Here is a 17,110-nt window from a genome sequence, read left to right on the forward strand (position 1 = left end):
CGAAGTATTCTAAATTAACTTGAAAATGTAAATGAATAACAATCTAATATCTCCCAGTGATTGCAATGTACACTGTAAATATGGGCAGTGAACAGTATATTTTATAAATGAAAGGTATTGCCAAAAGGGGTTCAGGCCATTATTAAGTCCAAATTGTGACCTTTTGTTGTTTTTGCATTCATCCAATACTATACATAATGAATGATATAATGTCAACTGCAATCCATATTTAATACATGATTATGGGCCCTAAACTATTCCACTAAATCAAAATGAACATCAATAACCTTGCAATGATTTATAGTTGTTTAATGTTGAACTTTAAATTCTTGTCTATTTAATATCTAAGAGTGAATGATAATATTCCTCATGTAAGCGGAATATAAATATCAAATTTAGCTCCCTTTTTAGGTATTCCGATTGCTGTAATAAATCCGTTATGATTGTCAACAATTTTTTTAACTATAGCCAGACCAATTCCCGTTCCATTATATTTCTCCCTTCCATGTAAGCGTTGGAATACTTCGAATATCTTATCCTTAAATTCTGGTTCAAATCCAATACCATTGTCCGAAATACTAACATGAACGTATGTTTTGTCTTTCGCTAGGTTTTTTAGCTTGAATGATGACCTTGTTCCGACTTGACTATCTATTTTTATGAGCGGAGTGCGTCCCTCATCAGTAAACTTTAAAGAGTTACTAATCAAATTAAAAATCAATTGTCGGAATTGAAAGGGAATAATTTTAACTTCGCACATTTTACCTGATTCTATAATTGCACCCTTTTGAAGAATTTCTTCCTTTAAATCCGTTTTTACTTCATCAACCATTGTTTTTAAGTCTGTTATTTCAAAAATCCTTTCCTCAGTATCGGTACGGGAATAAGCAAGCAAATCCTGGATGAGATTTTGCATTCTATTTGCTGCATTTTGAATACGGTGGAATTTATCCAATCCAGGTTCTGATAAATTTTTGGCCTCTTTCTCCATTATTCTGGAGGCAAAAGTTTGAATTTTACGTAATGGTTCCTGCAAATCATGACTAGAGATGTATGCAAAAGATTGTAATTCCTTATTCATTCTTTCTAAATGAAGGTTGTTTTTATTTAGTTCCTTCGTTCTCTCCTCCACTTGTTTCTCTAAATTGTATGTGAACATTTTCTGGTCCTGAATATCTGTACTTGTACCAACCCACATTGTTATTGTACCTTGTTCATCTCTTTGCGCTTTAGCCCTGCTTAATTGCCACCTATATTCACCATCATGCCTACGGAAACGATGTTCAAGCAGAAAATCTTTACCAGTTCTTATAGATTCCAACCATTCTTTGGTATGTTTTTTAAGGTCATCGGGATGAATAATTGTTATCCAACCTTTTTTTACTAAATCATTATGTGTTAATCCTGAATAATTAAACACGGTTTTATTGAAATAAATGAGATTGCCTTGCGGATCGGAGGTCCAGATTTGTTGAGGCATTGAATCGGCAAGTAATCTAAATTTCTCCTCACTTTCCTGTAATGCTTGTTGGTTAAGCTTTTCCTCTGTGATATCCCGTAATGTACCAATTTTCTTATAAGGCTTGTTATTGGAATCAAAAAATACCTTGCCTTGCGTCCTAATCCAACAAATGGTTTTATCCGGTTTGATAATCCGGGCCTCGTAACCATATTTACCCGTATGCATAGCTTTATCGAAAGCTTTCTCTACAATCTCATGAATATCTTCTGGATGAACTTGTTTACGCATATCGGCATGGGAAATCTTAGTGGAAATATCATGCCCAAAAATTATGGCAAGTCGAGGAGAATGGATTATGTCCCTAGTGTTTAGGTCTAACTCCCAGGTAGCAAGTTCTGTCGCCTCTGCAGCCAATCGAGTTCTTTCTTCTGCATCTTCCACTTTTCTTCTCGCTTCGACCTTATCCGTGACATCATTCGCAGTAATCATTATTCCTGATATCGTACCATCGGAGTCGTAAAGGGCTGAGTACTCAAAATCCAGGTAAAATTTTTTGGTTCCGTCATCTCCTTGAACAAATGCAATGGATTCTTCTTCCCTATGGGTAATACCTGTTTTAAAAACTTTTGCTAGCAAGGCCAGGTATTTTTGTTCTTTCAATTCTGGAAAAACCTCCAGCAATGATCTACCTATTACAGTATTCCTTTTTTTGCGCCATAATTTTTCGCACATTGCAGTGTTTGCAGACTCAATTATGAAATCTTCCCCCCTTAAAATGGTCATGGGAATTGGTGACTGCATTACCATATTACGAAAGTGTTTCTCACTTTGTTCCAGTAAATGTCTTGCCTTTACTGTTTCCGTTACCTCGATTGCTACGACCATAATACCCGAAATGTCACCATTTTCTTCTTTTAATGGATGGTACACCAAATTGAAGAATGCATCTTCCTTTTTTCCTTGTCGCTCCAGTGTGACTGTCAACTCCGTGGAGTTTATTGCATGACCAGTTTGCATCAGCTCGTCAAACAAAGGTAATATCGTCTTCTTTGTTTCTGGAAGAACCTCGAAAAGAGGTTTGTTTAGAAACTCCTCCTCGACCTTATCAACCAACATTAAGTAATTTCTATTCGCAAGTTCTGCAACATAATTGGAACCTCTAAAGATAGCAATCCCCATGGGTGCCTGCCGTACTGAATTCCTAAACCGCTTTTCACTTTCTTCTATTTTTAGTTTGGCTTCGTTCAATTCAGTAACCTCGGCCGCTGTATTCATAACACCGAACACTTTGCCGGAAGCGTCAAACAAGGGGGTGAAACTGTAGTTGAAATAGAAGGTTTTCTTCTTGCCTCCTTTTATAATTTCTACTTTTTTGTTTTTGGCATGAAATGGGTTACCTGTTTTTTGAACATTTCGTATTTGTTCGAATATATGTTGGTTGTTAAATTCCGGCAAAATATCGGTATATAGTTGGCCAATGACATTATTGCCTTTTCCCCACGCGTCCATTATTGATTGATTCGCAAGCGTAATACGCATTTCATCACCAGTGTAAACGCCAATAGGAAATGGGGCATTTTCTATTAGAGTACGAATACTTTGTTCGCTTTCTTCCGCTTTTTTTCTCGATAATACCTGGGAAGTTACATCAAAACCGATGGCCATGATACCATCGATTTTATCTTCACTATTATAAAGTGGTTCATATGAAAATTTAATATAAACGGTTTCTAATTTGCCATTCCTCAATATTTCAACAGGAAGTTCATTAATTGCAAAACGGACATTACTATTATTTACTTCATCCAAAATGTCTTTGATTCCCTGAGCGAGAAGTTCAGGCATGGATGAGAATATTGATTTGCCGATGACTTGTTCCTCCGTTCGGCCCCAGATTTCCAGGGCATGGGAATTGGCAATTTCGACTTTATGATCTTGATCCCGAAAAATGGCTATTGCCATAGGAGCTTGATGAATCATCAGTTTCAAATTACTTTCACTCTGGACCACCTTCTGACGGGCATGGACCTGCTTGGTGTTGTCAACAACCCAAACCGCAATTTTAACAACTTTGTCGTCTTTATCTTTCAAAGGAGCGTATACGAACGTTACGTAAATAGAATCCTCTTTACCATGTCGTACCAAAGTAATTTCTACCTCGTTGGCAAAATAGGGCTTGCCGGTTTCTATTACACTCTTTAAAGCATTTTCATAATATTTCCGTGCCTCAGCAAAGGTTACCCAATATGGTTTTCCGACTATTTCGTCATATGTCTTACCCGCTATATCAATAAATTGTTCATTAACTATTTCGCTAACCAAAGTATCAGCATCCATTACACATATACCAATTGGTGCTTCTAAAATTATGTTACGAAGCGATTGACCACTTTCAGAAATTTTACGATCAGCTAGGGTACGCTCCGTTATATCTTCAACAATACCATTCAATCGAAAAGCCACTTGTTCGTCATTAAACCAAGTCTGTCCTTTTGCATGAAGGATTATGTCTTTGTTTAATTTGTAATTTGTAATGGTAAAAATTTCATCAAACTTACTGTCTATTGGATATTCCAGAGATTCTTGCAGAGTCTTAATTACCCTTTCCTGGTCCTTTTCTGAAATTTTTTCAATAATATTGTTTAAAGGAATATTGTTATCCGAGGGTAATTCAAACCAACGCTTTAGTCTTTCATTGGCAGTGAACTCATTGGTGATTGGGTTCAAATCAAATGTACCCAATTGCGCCGCTTCTAAAGCAAAATTTAATTGAATATTGCTTTCCTTCAGTTGATCCTCAGCTTTCCTTTTATTTGTTGTTTCAATTATAGTCATTAGAATACCCCCAACTTGTCCATTTTCCACCCTAATGGGGCTACACGAGAAATCGAAATGACAAATATCCAGGACTCCCTTTCTATTAAGTGGAAACATAAAATCAGTTATAGCCACTGGTATTCCGGTCATAACCTTTTCGAAAATTGATTCAATGATATGCCACATTTCCGGAAAAGTTTCCTTAGGACTAAGACCCAAGGCGTGAGAATGATCTGTTGTGTCCAGAATTGCCCTATATCCGTCATTGTATATTTGAGTATATTCCTTTCCCCAAGCGATATACATTCCAATCGGATTGTCAAGTATCATCGAAATCATATTCTTAAGAATAGTTGGCCAAGATTTTGGGTCGCCCAGAGGTGTTCTGTCCCAGTTCTTTTTTCGAATTTGATCCCCCATCTCCCCTCCTCCTTCTATGAAATAATAAGGTGTATTTTTTTCGTCCATTTAAATGTTTTTAAGGATTGAAGATTAACTTCTGTCTATAATAGGATATATGCATTCTTATTTTTGTTCAGAGTCTTGATGGTCGATTTTACTTTTGAAAATTGGTTGAAAAAATCTTTCTCTTCAAAATAAAGGGAAGAAGATACATTGAATAACTGCATGTGTTTATTGTATGAAAATTTTAAAATATAAATAATTGAAATTTTCATTTGCCTGGACAAAAAATGTATATAATAATCGTTAGCTTCATTATAATGTATCCTGTGCACCTCCAAGGAATAACCCCTTAAGAGTTATTGTATTTAAATGTGAATTCCCTAACATAGATTTTAATTTTATATTACTATAGCTTCAAAAGCCAAACACGGGCGCTTACCTCATAAAAATATTATTAGTGATTTATACGAAACAATCAAATCAATAAAAATTTTAACGCAATTCAATATATTAAAAATTGTAGTATTGGACAGATGTTACTTATTGGATCATTAGTAAATAGGAATTGAAAACATTAAAGATAAATAATCATTTTTAAGGTTAATTTATTATTTTTTTGGTTCACAACTCTTTTTGTATACCGATTAATTTTGAGTCAGTAACCCTTAATTTATTTCAATATGCATACTAATATAGATGGCTTCGAAGATTCCGAAGATTATTATGATGATCCTGGTACCACGAATTTAAATACTCAGTTGAATTTAGAAGAACTTGAAGATAAGTGGTACGAAATTGAACAAGAATACCGTGAAAGGTATTCAGACATTACTGATGAGGATGTTGAAATCGAACCTGGCCGTTTTGATCTTACTGTAAAGCAAATTGGCAATAGAATTGGTAAAACGCCAAATGAAATTCGTGCTGAAATTGAGAATTGGTAATTAAATGAGAACACCCATTTTTAAGCCGCCACTTCTTAGTGGCGGCTTTTTTTAATCTAGAGGGACAAATAACCTAAGGCTTACCTCGCACAAAATTGAACAGTAATCTTGATTGTTAGCTAGATTACCCGAAATCATTGGATAATCAAAGTTTTGTAGTTGCCCTATCATTTGGTTTGTTCGACCAAATATCTTCGATTGGTTTAAAATCCTAAAGTTGAGAGGATCATGTGTCATATGTATCTGGATATACAGTACAGGTGTCAGATGTATTTAGTGGAGATAGGTATGGACGAGGGGTAATGAAAAGATGATTGCGTAATACGTGACGAACCAAGGATAGGAAAAGGAGTATGAAGTTTAACATAAAGATGGTCATTTGAGGTTGTTATGAAATAAAGAATAGTGCCCCGTGGGCTGGACCTGTGGAGTATTTGTTCCCTTATGTGGAGCATTTCTTTTTGAAACCACTTAATTTATTTTTTATTATCCACATATGAAATTAGATTAAACAGTAAGTTATTTCGAGCGAATGGCGTAAAGGATTATCCTGGTTATAAGGAGTGGTCGCGGAATCTATTATTGTGTACGAACTAGTTTTTGTAGCATTAGACCATTTCTTCGCTTATTCCAAACATGGCAATTGCTAAGAATTACTGGAACGATATTATAACATTGCTCATGGTATTTCCTATTGAAAAGTATAAAAAACAAGATACCATAAGTTCCGAGTTAAAGTTGATTGAGCCGGCGGCATTCAGTATATAACAAGTATTACACATATTGACATAGGACATTTGACTTAAGTAGAAACAACCTAATTAAGATTTTATTACATAAAACAAAGGACATTGCCATAAGTGACAGATCTTTAAATAGAAGTCATTTGATTGATCAAGAACAACTGCATAATAATAAATAAATAAAAGTAGGTATTATGGAATCTTTTCAAATGAGAATACAAATGAAGAAATGTGCTGATTCAATAAATTCTTTAACTCAAATCATATAATTCGATGCAAAATTGGGCTTCAGTTTTGATTATGATTTATTTTTTTCTTATTTTTAAACTGTATATTTCGGGGTGCTATTGTATTAGCAATGGCTGAGAGGATACTCGTGACTGGATAGATAATGCTGTCTAAGGAAAATATACTAGCAAAGGGAATGTAAAATGCGTAAAGCATTTCGTTCCCTTTGTGTTTTTTGAACTCCAATCCATATTTCAATATATGTAAGAGAATTGAATTCACGCAGCCTTGCCCTAAATATCCCCGCCAGTTTCGATTCAAGGTGATTTACCCCATTCGGACCACACAAATTTGAACAATGCCCAATAAGTATCAATTGAATGGATTTTCCATACCACTTACTACTTAATCCAAAAAAAAGGGGTTAAATAATACTTTAAGATTCGAATTGAAGTATATAATATTTCTTGTCAAAATGAACTTTTAATTATTTAAACTAATTTTTGTGCTAATCAGGATAAAATAATTTTAAGCCATTACCTATTTTGGCCCAAATTAAAAATTGTCAATATGCCTGTCCTTGTACGAAATGAAAATCAGATTACATTTATTTACAGCTCATTATCAAATTTGGGCAAACAACTGCTGGGTTATTTAGAAGGGGCTAAAAAAAATGTAGAATGCATTGACATTGCCCAAGAAAAAATAAGCGATACCATTTGGCTCGAAGTTTTAGAAAATGTTGGTTTGTCTTTCAGGGAAGTATTCATGGATATAGACCAACACCTTCCTGATTTGAATGGAAAGGAAAATTTTGCAACTGAGGATTGGTTGAAAATAATTAATAACAACCCGGTTCTTCTACAGCGGCCAATCGTGATAAACGGCGATAAAGCCAGATTACTTTCAAATCGATCGGAAATATTGCATTTTTTTGGCGTTGATTCAGCAGGACTTAAGAAACGTATGGCCCATGAACCTCCAACCACGACCTCAATGACGGATGAAGAAAGTTTCATATGAATCTTGTTGTACTTCCTTAGTTAATATTCAGATCGAACAGAAATTAGAGGTTTTCTGATCTTTGAAATAAACTGGTTTTTGAGGTAAATCTTGATTTATTTACATTAATGATGGAGAGAAACCATATTTAAATCCGTTTGGAACTGAAGTGTAATTTTAGAACGCTTATCATTTGTGTTTGACACAAATATATAGTTAACATAATTGCCAAGACTTTAATAGAAATGATGAGGTAAAACATTTCAACTATAGCATATAAAGATTTACTTGTCCTTAATGAACGGGCTAAACAAATAATTGCCAAGATACCATTGAAGTATAAACATTTAATTTATAAAGTAATTATCCGATTATGTACATAAGCAAAGAAATGCGGTGGTTTTTTAAGGGAGAAAACAAATATCTCCAACAGTGGTTTAATTCCCTTGATTTCAACTCTATGGAACGTAGAGAGGATATCTATTTAAACATTGCTAATAATAATATCGGTATAAAACTCAGGGAAGAAAAAATAGAAATTAAACATCGTGTAAATACTCGTTACCGAAATTGTTTAACCTCTCTTGCCTCCGGTTATATAGAAGATTGGACGAGATGGAGTTTTAATTCAAATCCTAGTGATTTAGAATATTTAGGTATTATAAACGGGGAGCGTGAAGATTGGATAACCATTTCAAAAAATAGAAATGCTGTTTATATAACGAACATGTCAGATAAAACTGTAGTTTTCCCCCCTAATAAAAATTTGGATTTCGGCTGCCAAGTTGAATATAGCAATTTTAGTTTAAAAGGTGAACAATGGTTTACTTTTGGTTTGGAATGGTTCGGTGAAAGCTTAGTTAAATTAAACCAAGATTTGGTTGATGATATTCTCGGGAAAACACACCTTACCTTGAAACAATCCATGAGTTATCCTGAGTTTTTGAAAAAAATGGATCAATGATATAAGTTTAATGGTGATTCAAGAATATAGAACACAAGATCTAAATTCATCTTCTGTTTTAGCCTTTTTAGGGTTATGCTTTTTATCCGTGAAGTGACAATATTTTATTGCGAACAAAGAATTCTTCCAAGACACGGTTTTAAATCAGAAAGATAATCAGTTTCAAAATATTATGGACGTACAAAATGAAACCCTTTGAAATAAGCGGATAATTAACAAAAATAATAGAGCCACTGAACTTCAGCGGCTCTAACAAATTTTACATTAATCGTATTTATCTGTCGCAGTTGGCACCCCAAGTTTCACCGTCTTTTGAATAAGCGATTAACAAAGTGCCTTCATCGATTTTAATGGCCCCATCCGAACTTATAAATAAATTTTCATTTTTTTCCATTTTAATTCCGTTTAAACTGGGAATGCCATCCGAGAAATCAAAATTGTAGGAATCACCTACCTTAACCAATGTAACCCTTCCATCATCTGTTGAAATTTCGGTACTGTCTTCACTATTGGAATAACTTACTGTTCCATTGTAGGTCCCAACAAAAAGATTGTCGTCCACCGGATCATTATCTTTACTGCATGAAGTAAATAATGATATAATTATTAATGCTGAACTTAATATCCTAAATGCTTTTCTCATAATTGTATATTTTTAATTATTCATCAAAATTATAGTCTGGTTTGGGACTTTATTAACAGTATAGAGATGAAAATTGCCTGTAAAACTTTCTAGATCAGGTATTAGCAAATGAGCTGAATTATGATCATAGATCATCCAGATTGGACGACCTAAGGTACTTGTTCCTAATGCCGAGCTGTAAATCAATACGATTCGCATAAGCAATACCTTCTCAATGCTTTTACACTTCCTGCTTACTAAAAACTTTTATTAATTTTTTTGGAGTTCTGGCATTTTCAAAACTTCATTGTATTAACATATTTCTGTTTTGAATTAAATTTTCTGAAGGTTCAAATATAACTTTATAAAAAAACTGAAATTATGGGGACCAATAATATGCACGATGAAGAAGCACGTAAAATAATGAAAGAAATGGCTGAGTCTATAGAAATAGCTATGATGGGAACTAATTGTCAAATTTCACCTCTTCACATTGTTCCAATGAGCACAAAAAAAGTTGATGAAATGGGTGCTTTTTGGTTTTTAAGTAATAAGCAAAGTAAACATAACTCCCATATAAGGAATGAGGAAAGGGCTCAACTGATTTATGTGAACCCTAAATCTGAGCAATTTATGACTCTTTATGGGGATGCCCTAATTAGAACCGATATGCACATTTTAAAAGATCTTTATGAAAAAAATGACGACATTTGGTTTAAAGGAATTGATGATCCAAATCTTACAGCTATCCAAATCAAACCAACAGAAGGATATTATTGGGATAGCACAACAAATTCTATGGAAGCACTTTTCCAGACAGGAGGAATGGCAACCAAACCTGGGGAACAAACCGACATGGGCTTGGAAGGAGAAATAAAGATTTGACAAAAGAATGTCAAAAACAAAACGACAAATAAGGCTATCACTAACAAAGTTTGAGGCAAACTAAAAAATTTCATTTTAGATTAATAGCCATAAAAAATGATCGCAAAATTGGAAATATAATATTGTGGGAAGGCTAAGCCATGAACCAATATATTGTCACTTGAATTCAATTGATGGCTCTATTAATTTTATAATTAGGAAAAAGTCAACTAATGAATTAATTGGGTTGTTTGGAATATAGAATTTGACATTGACTCAATTTTCTATCTTGTTACTTTCATCACGAACTAGTGGATGATCTTTTCTGCCTAAACCGACTATTTTTATAATATTAACTACTGTATTATATAGTAAAAGTACAACTACAATAAGTCCAGCACTCAATAGACTTGAAATGCCTAATGAAATATAATAAAGTGTGCTGAACCAATTATTTGGCACATTACTCGATTCTGTAATTGGTAAGTTGAATATAAGAAATGTTATTACCGCAGCGATAAAAATAGTTGTATCGAGTTTGGCTATTATTAGTACCTCATGATAATAGTCTTTTTTTAATTCTGATTTAGTGGTGGAACTAAGTCCTAATAAAGTTAATAAAAGAGCTAAAATTGTTGCTGATGCCAAAGCAATCGTATTACATAATGTGTTAATTCCATCCAAAGAGCTTTTAATAAGGATTTTGGCTTCGTACCCACTTAACTTACCTAAAAGAAAGGTGCTCAGTGCAATTACTATCATGCATATTAAACCACCAATAAAAGCTCGTCTAGTATATTTATTCATTTCCATCTCTAAGGTATTTCTGGATTATGGTTAATTTAAATTGATAAAACTTAACTAAGTATTCAGAACATATTCGGGGGTATTGGTCAGCAAAATAGTTAATTAAAAACTCCTAATGTACCCCGATAAAGCAATTAAATTATCTCATTTGTCATTATTAAGAATTCAGTGCTATTTGCTAAATAGGAAACTGATATAATCTTATGTATCTAAATGAATAGACAGATACAGTGAAATACCTTTATAGTGACAACTTAATGCAGCGGAAAAATGTAAAATGTATATCACCTATATTCTGCTTTTACACAAGATTATCTTTCGAATCAATAATTATGGACATCAAGTTAATATTAGAGGTAATGAAGATTTATCTTACTCGAAATTTAACTCAAGGCTAAATGCGCCCGGAGATTTATTAAAACTTTAACATAACTACTATGAATAGGATAGCATCTCATATTATGGATTCAATTGGTAATACTCCACTTATCCGCTTGAATAGAATGTTTGAAGACAGCAAATTGGTTTATGCTAAAATGGAGGGCTTTAATCCCGCCGGTAGTATGAAGGATAGATCGGCCAGTCGAATTGTCTATGAATTAATGCGAGAAGGTAAATTACAAAAAGGGGGGACAGTCATCGAATCTAGTTCTGGTAATATGGCAGTTGGCCTTGCTCAAGCTTGTTTATTTCACGGATTAAATTTAAAAGTAGTTGTCGATCCAAACCTTAATCCCCACACCAAAAAACTATTGGAAGTGTACGGAGCAGAAATAATTGTCGTTCACCAGCCAAATTCGGAGGGTGGTTTTTTGGGGGCACGATTAAATAAAGTAAAGGAATTGCTTTATTCCGTGCCCAATAGTGTGTGGTCAAACCAGTACCGCAACCCAAACAATCCAAAAGCGTACCACCAAACTATGGAGGAGATTATGCAGCAACTCAATAAACAGGTAGATTATATTTTTATTGCTACAAGTACGTGCGGAAGTCTGATGGGATGTTCAGATTATATCAAGAAACATAAACTTGATACAAAATTAGTGGCAGTCGATGCCATTGGTAGTGTTTTATTTGGTGGGCCTAGCAAATTGAGAAAAATTCCCGGTCATGGCGCAGGCATGCCTTCTCAGTTTCTTATCCCTGATAGAGTGTATGACGTTATGCATGTTGCGGATATCGATTGCATTAAAGGTTGTATGAAATTATTGAAGGAGGAAGCTATTCTTGCTGGAGGTTCATCTGGTGGAGTAGTATCTGCTTATTTAAGATATCAGTACAAATTGCCTGAAAATTCAGTGTCGGTGCTTTTATTTCCAGATAAGGGTGAACGTTACCTTGATACGGTCTACAACCCTAAATGGATAAGGGAAAATTTTATTTCTGACCAAATCTCCTCGGAATTTCAAAATGGAAGAGTGTTAAAAAATTATAATCAATTTATCGAACATGAAAGCTTATAGAATTGCTATTGTGGGTTTAGGGCCAAAAGGTCTTTACGCTTTCGAGCGTCTTTTAGCACAACTTGGCAAATTGGAAATTGATAAAAACATTGAAGTGCATTTATTTGAAAAATCAGGAAATTTCGGGGCCGGAGAGATTTATGACCCGGTTCAACCCAGTTATTTACTGATGAACTATCCTAACCGCAATATCAATGTATGGCCATCGGAAATACTAAAGCCTGTGGTCGATAATAGACTATCGTTCGCTGATTGGATAGCAAAAGGAACTTATAACAAAGATTCAAATTTAAACGATCATTTTGCTTCAAGATCGATGGTGGGATATTATTTAATGGAGTGTTTCGAAAAATTGTACAGAGCAGGTATTAGTTCCTATCGTATTGTTAAACATCGTAGTTCTGTTGTCAGTATAATCAAGAAAGCAGGTGTATACGAGTTGGGATATCTAGACGAATTAGATGCAAAGGATCAATTCCTTACAGTAAATAATATATTAATTTCCACTGGTCATTGTAGTTGGAAGGGACAACTTCAAGAAAAAGAAAAGCCCGAAAGCACTAGTGTAACACGGAAATCATTTATCCCATTTATTTATCCTGTTGATTCCAAATTGTCTGTAATACAAAGCAATACCCAAGTAGCAATCAAAGGTATGGGATTAACTTTTATTGACGCTCTTTTGGCATTGACAGAAGGTCGAGGAGGACGTTTTATAAAAAAGGATGATGAGTCCTATATTTATGAGCCTTCGAAAAGGGAACCTGGTAAAATATATGGTTTTTGCCGTAGTGGACTTCCGATGATCCCACGCTCAACCAGAGAAGGAAAAAAGCCTTATCTACCCGTATTTTTTACTCTAAGATCCATATACGGGCGGATAGTAAATGGGGAAAAACCAAGTTTTTTAAAGAATATCTTGCCACTTTATATTTTGGAGGCTGAATACAACTTCTACAAGGTAGCTTTTCATAAAAAAGGATTGAACCTTGACCCCGATGACAATGTAGATAGATTTAGATGCCAAATCCTGAAATTCCATAAAGACTACCCTAATGAACAGACATTTAATTTCGAGAATATCTTCAAACCTGTCGACTTCCAAAATCCTACAGATAATCTTGGGCCATTGGCCTATTTGAGATATGTGATGTCTGAAGCGGAATTGGGTTCAGAGAAAAGTCCATTCATGGCCGCGGTAATGACCTGGGGAAATATTAGTGAACAGTTTAGTGAAATATATAATTTTGGAGGAATGACTGCAGAATCCCATCGTTTTTTTGATCTAAATTATCGTTCCCAGCTCAATCGCATATCCTATGGTCCACCCTTGACGAATATGAAAAAGATATTGGCCTTATTAGAGAATGGAATTTTAAACTTGGATTATTCTAAAAATCCAGTTGTTAAACGAAAAAATTACAAATGGACATTAAAAGTTGCCAATAGAGGTCCTGTTAATGCCGAAGTGCTTGTAGATGCGCGGATTCCAACGAATACGTCCAGAGATAATTGGTCTGAATTGCTCATTGGCTTACAAAATAATGAACTGTTAAGGGAGTTTATTGTCCCTGGAAAGGAAAGCTACAATACAGGTTGTCCTGAGGTAGATAGAAGTGGAAGGTTGATCGATTCTAAGGGAAATATCAACCCTGATATTACTTTATATGGAACTTTGACGGAAGGCATAACCTATGATAATGATTCTCTCTCTCGAACAAAAAATAATTTTGCTTCCGATTGGGCTTTGCGAACAGCAAGGAGTTACTCTAACATCGGATTAAATAGTAATATAAAAACGCTAAGATAAATATGACCTATTCAAAATCTAAAGGCAAATACCCTTTGACGCCTATCACCAGTGATTGGATGAAGGATATTATGGCAGAGGTACAACTTTTGGAAGAGTTGACAAAGCAATATGGATCCCCAATAAATCTTCACCACATACCTTCTTTTAGAAAAAATATCGATAATTTAAATCAAGTCTTTAAAACATATAATATCGATTCTAAGATTTACTTTGCCAGGAAGGCCAATAAATCAAAAAGTTTGGTTAGAGCGGCGATTGATTTTAAAATAGGTGTTGATACCGCCAGCTATAATGAACTTGAAGAGGCCATAGATCTTGGAGCAAGCTCAGACGATTTGGTTTTAACCGCAGCAGTTAAAACAACCACTATGTTGAAATATGCCATAGAAAACAATGTATTAATAATTATTGACAACCATGATGAGCTAAGATTGACCCAAAAAATAGCAAAGGATCTAAATGTAATTGCAAGTATAGGAATACGATTGAGCGGCTTTAAGGTTGATGGTAAAAAATTATACAGTAGATTTGGATTCGATATCGATAAAGATATTGAGCATTTAAAGATATGGTTTTCACAAATATCTGAATTCCATAATATTTATTTACAGGGCTTCCATTTTCATTTAGACGGCTATTCCATTGTACAACGTGCTGAAGCGATATTGCAAACTTTGGAACTATTGGACGAATTAAACAATTCTGGCTGCAAAATTACTTTTCTGGATATAGGGGGCGGTATATTGATAAATTACCTGGATTCCAAAGAGGAATGGGAAAATTTTAAGGAAGGGTTACAGATGGCGGTGCTGGAAAGAAGTTCTCCAATAACTTTTATGAACAACGGTTTGGGTTTAAGAAAGGCTGATAATGAAAATTCTGTAGTTGGAGAATTGAACACATATCCCTATTACAATGAAATAAATGGATCGCAATTTCTTGAGAAAATATTGACTTATAAGAAAAATTCGGGTCCGTCTGTTTATGAACTGGTTAATGACAGAAAAATCCAATTAAGAATTGAACCTGGACGAGCATTATTGCAAGAAGTTGGCATGACTATAGCGAAAGTTGCGCATAGAAAGAAAGATGCCAATGGGACTTGGCTTGTTGGATTGGAAATGAACATGAGTCAGCTTAAAAGCTCAAGTGCTGATTTTTTATTAGATCCATTTGTAATATATCAGAAACCGGTAAATGACGGTAATGCTGTAGAACTTTATCTGACTGGCGCATATTGTTTGGAGCAGGACGTAATATTGAAAAGAAAACTAACTTTTCCAAAATTACCTGAAATCGGTGATTTTGTAGTATTTATTAATACAGGCGGTTACATGATGCATTTTTATGAAACCGAAGCACACCTTTTTGAGCTGTCCACAAACCTATATATTCTGGATACTAAAGATAATAAACCTCCTGAAATTTTAGTAGACGATTTGATTCAAAATTAATGATTGTCAATTTCATGCAATAATGTGTCCGAACAATCCTTAAATAATATAATAAATGGTTGATACTATCGGAATTTTTGCGGGTTTTTTTACAACCATAGGTGCGCTGCCACAAATAATTAAGGCATACCGAACCAAAAGTGTGGGTGATATATCGTTATGGATGTTTGTAACCATACTAACCGGTGTTATCCTATGGACAATTTACGGAACAATTAAAATGGATTGGCCAATAATTATAACCAATGGGTTATCCTCTATCTTGAATGGTATTATGATTCTTTTTTATTTTAAATTTTACAAGTGATTATAAGTCCAATTGTACGTTAGAAATATTCAAATATATTATATAAGTAGTTATTGGATTCCATTCTATAAACCTTTACTAATTATAGATTGGATATCTGTGGATGAAAAGATAAACATGCTATAAGTTTTTGGATGGTTACAGGAATTTTAAGAGCGTAATGCTTTCAATTCAATGCTTACATTTTTAAGTAATCCAAGACACAAATGTGATTTGTTGAGTAAAGTAAAATAAAGTAACCCCTTTTGCTTTAGAACTAAGAACAATTCTTTTACGATCAATTTGAACGGTTTTCCTATAGTATTTTTAATGTAAACTAAATAATAAAAGATATGACTGTACAAGCTTACTTGGCTTTTGGGGGCAATTGTCAGGAGGCCCTCAATTTTTACGCGGATTGTTTCAATGCAGAAATTAAGAATAGACAAACTTATGCAGATAAGGAATTAGATGTCCCTTCTTCCTACAGAGGTAAACTTCAACATGCTGAACTGAAGGGAAATGGAGTGCATATAATGGCCTATGATGCGACACCGGATACTCCTTTGACAGATGGTAGTAAAATACATTTGAGCATTGATCTGGACCAAAAAGAAAAAGCAGAAAAACTTTATAAAAAATTATCTTCCGGTGGCAGAATTCACCATGAGTTGCGCGAAAGAGAATGGAAAGCGCTTTTTGCTCGCTTTACCGATAGATATGGAATCAATTGGATGATTAACTGTGATATTTGAACTAAGGGTAGTTTAATTGATATTCATAATCATCAATAATAAATATATATGAAAACTTTAAACATATTAGGACTGGCATCTACTTTAATTAAAAGTAGGAAATTGAAATTAATGGCTGTTGGGGCACAACTGGCATATCTCACTTATCGTTATATTTAAACAAGAAGAAAAAGCAAAAAGTAGTTTTATCTGCGATACTTATAAAAAACAATAATAATCTAATATCAATTAAATTCTATGGTAAAAATAGAATTGGAAAAAGATATACGGTTAGAAAACATGGTGAATCGTTCATGGGAATAGTTATTGTATCATCTTTTAAATTTTATTTTTTAATACTTTCTTCCAGTGCGAATAGAAGTTCATCGAAACGGATAGACCTCCCCTACTGAATTATAAACCATATAATTCAATGTGGCCGATCCACAATTATTAGAGTTCATATTTATATGATTTGAATTAAGCTACACGAACGATGCAT

Annotated in this window: 12 protein-coding genes; 9 read left to right on the plus strand and 3 right to left on the minus strand. The window is 34.1% G+C overall.

The window, feature by feature from the left end; all coding sequences use genetic code 11:
- Positions 1-367: 367 nt before the first annotated feature.
- Positions 368-4,297 (minus strand): PAS domain S-box protein, encoded by a 3,930-nt coding sequence (locus tag KO529_RS14175; RefSeq protein WP_215948515.1) that lies wholly within the window; start codon positions 4,295-4,297, stop codon positions 368-370.
- A 1,067-nt stretch (positions 4,298-5,364) separates the two neighbouring features.
- Here KO529_RS14175 and KO529_RS14180 point away from each other — a divergent pair.
- The 3 genes from KO529_RS14180 (at position 5,365) to KO529_RS14190 (ending at position 8,565) form a co-directional block, all read left to right on the plus strand.
- A complete protein-coding gene (locus tag KO529_RS14180) occupies positions 5,365-5,628 on the plus strand; it encodes a hypothetical protein (protein WP_215948516.1) in 264 nt (87 codons plus the stop codon).
- A gap of 1,541 nt (positions 5,629-7,169) precedes the next feature.
- On the plus strand, positions 7,170-7,622 hold the full coding sequence (locus KO529_RS14185) for an arsenate reductase family protein (RefSeq protein ID WP_215948517.1): 453 nt from the start codon (positions 7,170-7,172) through the stop codon (positions 7,620-7,622).
- Between the two features lie 439 nt (positions 7,623-8,061).
- Complete coding sequence (locus KO529_RS14190; RefSeq protein ID WP_215948518.1) at positions 8,062-8,565, plus strand: hypothetical protein; 504 nt, start codon at positions 8,062-8,064, stop codon at positions 8,563-8,565.
- A 274-nt stretch (positions 8,566-8,839) separates the two neighbouring features.
- Here the strand turns inward: KO529_RS14190 and KO529_RS14195 are convergent, their stop codons facing one another.
- Positions 8,840-9,208 (minus strand): hypothetical protein, encoded by a 369-nt coding sequence (locus tag KO529_RS14195; RefSeq protein WP_215948519.1) that lies wholly within the window; start codon positions 9,206-9,208, stop codon positions 8,840-8,842.
- A 360-nt stretch (positions 9,209-9,568) separates the two neighbouring features.
- Here KO529_RS14195 and KO529_RS14200 point away from each other — a divergent pair, with 360 nt between their 5' ends.
- Positions 9,569-10,072 (plus strand): pyridoxamine 5'-phosphate oxidase family protein, encoded by a 504-nt coding sequence (locus KO529_RS14200; protein ID WP_215948520.1) that lies wholly within the window; start codon positions 9,569-9,571, stop codon positions 10,070-10,072.
- A gap of 255 nt (positions 10,073-10,327) precedes the next feature.
- On the opposite strand, the gene KO529_RS14205 is transcribed toward KO529_RS14200, so the two are convergent.
- Positions 10,328-10,864: a hypothetical protein gene (locus tag KO529_RS14205; protein WP_215948521.1), complete on the minus strand. Its 537-nt coding sequence runs from the start codon at positions 10,862-10,864 to the stop codon at positions 10,328-10,330.
- 431 nt (positions 10,865-11,295) lie between these two features.
- Between KO529_RS14205 and sbnA the strand changes: the two genes are divergently transcribed.
- From sbnA to KO529_RS14230, 5 genes are all read left to right on the plus strand, one after another.
- On the plus strand, positions 11,296-12,321 hold the full coding sequence (gene sbnA, locus KO529_RS14210) for a 2,3-diaminopropionate biosynthesis protein SbnA (RefSeq protein WP_215948522.1): 1,026 nt from the start codon (positions 11,296-11,298) through the stop codon (positions 12,319-12,321).
- Positions 12,308-14,131 carry an FAD/NAD(P)-binding protein gene (locus KO529_RS14215; protein WP_215948523.1) on the plus strand — a complete coding sequence of 608 codons (1,824 nt, stop codon included), beginning with the start codon at positions 12,308-12,310 and terminating at the stop codon, positions 14,129-14,131. Before sbnA ends, KO529_RS14215 begins: the two co-directional genes overlap by 14 nt.
- Before the next feature lie 2 nt (positions 14,132-14,133).
- The gene (locus tag KO529_RS14220; protein WP_215948524.1) at positions 14,134-15,588 is read left to right on the plus strand and encodes a Y4yA family PLP-dependent enzyme; all 1,455 of its coding nucleotides are present in this window, start codon (positions 14,134-14,136) and stop codon (positions 15,586-15,588) included.
- 55 nt (positions 15,589-15,643) lie between these two features.
- The gene (locus KO529_RS14225; protein WP_215948525.1) at positions 15,644-15,895 is read left to right on the plus strand and encodes a SemiSWEET family sugar transporter; all 252 of its coding nucleotides are present in this window, start codon (positions 15,644-15,646) and stop codon (positions 15,893-15,895) included.
- A 332-nt stretch (positions 15,896-16,227) separates the two neighbouring features.
- Entirely contained in the window at positions 16,228-16,629 is a 402-nt protein-coding gene (locus KO529_RS14230; protein ID WP_215948526.1) for a VOC family protein, read from the plus strand.
- Positions 16,630-17,110: the final 481 nt, after the last annotated feature.

It is taken from the genome of Arenibacter algicola (genome assembly GCF_018860365.1).
Classification (GTDB): Bacteria; Bacteroidota; Bacteroidia; order Flavobacteriales; family Flavobacteriaceae; genus Arenibacter; species Arenibacter algicola_B.

Coding starts and splice junctions, on each gene's coding strand:
- KO529_RS14175 (WP_215948515.1), bottom strand. CDS start 4,297: ATGACTATAATTGAAACAACAAATAAAAGGAAAGCTGAGGATCAACTG.
- KO529_RS14180 (WP_215948516.1), top strand. CDS start 5,365: ATGCATACTAATATAGATGGCTTCGAAGATTCCGAAGATTATTATGAT.
- KO529_RS14185 (WP_215948517.1), top strand. CDS start 7,170: ATGCCTGTCCTTGTACGAAATGAAAATCAGATTACATTTATTTACAGC.
- KO529_RS14190 (WP_215948518.1), top strand. CDS start 8,062: ATGGAACGTAGAGAGGATATCTATTTAAACATTGCTAATAATAATATC.
- KO529_RS14195 (WP_215948519.1), bottom strand. CDS start 9,208: ATGAGAAAAGCATTTAGGATATTAAGTTCAGCATTAATAATTATATCA.
- KO529_RS14200 (WP_215948520.1), top strand. CDS start 9,569: ATGGGGACCAATAATATGCACGATGAAGAAGCACGTAAAATAATGAAA.
- KO529_RS14205 (WP_215948521.1), bottom strand. CDS start 10,864: ATGGAAATGAATAAATATACTAGACGAGCTTTTATTGGTGGTTTAATA.
- sbnA (WP_215948522.1), top strand. CDS start 11,296: ATGAATAGGATAGCATCTCATATTATGGATTCAATTGGTAATACTCCA.
- KO529_RS14215 (WP_215948523.1), top strand. CDS start 12,308: ATGAAAGCTTATAGAATTGCTATTGTGGGTTTAGGGCCAAAAGGTCTT.
- KO529_RS14220 (WP_215948524.1), top strand. CDS start 14,134: ATGACCTATTCAAAATCTAAAGGCAAATACCCTTTGACGCCTATCACC.
- KO529_RS14225 (WP_215948525.1), top strand. CDS start 15,644: ATGGTTGATACTATCGGAATTTTTGCGGGTTTTTTTACAACCATAGGT.
- KO529_RS14230 (WP_215948526.1), top strand. CDS start 16,228: ATGACTGTACAAGCTTACTTGGCTTTTGGGGGCAATTGTCAGGAGGCC.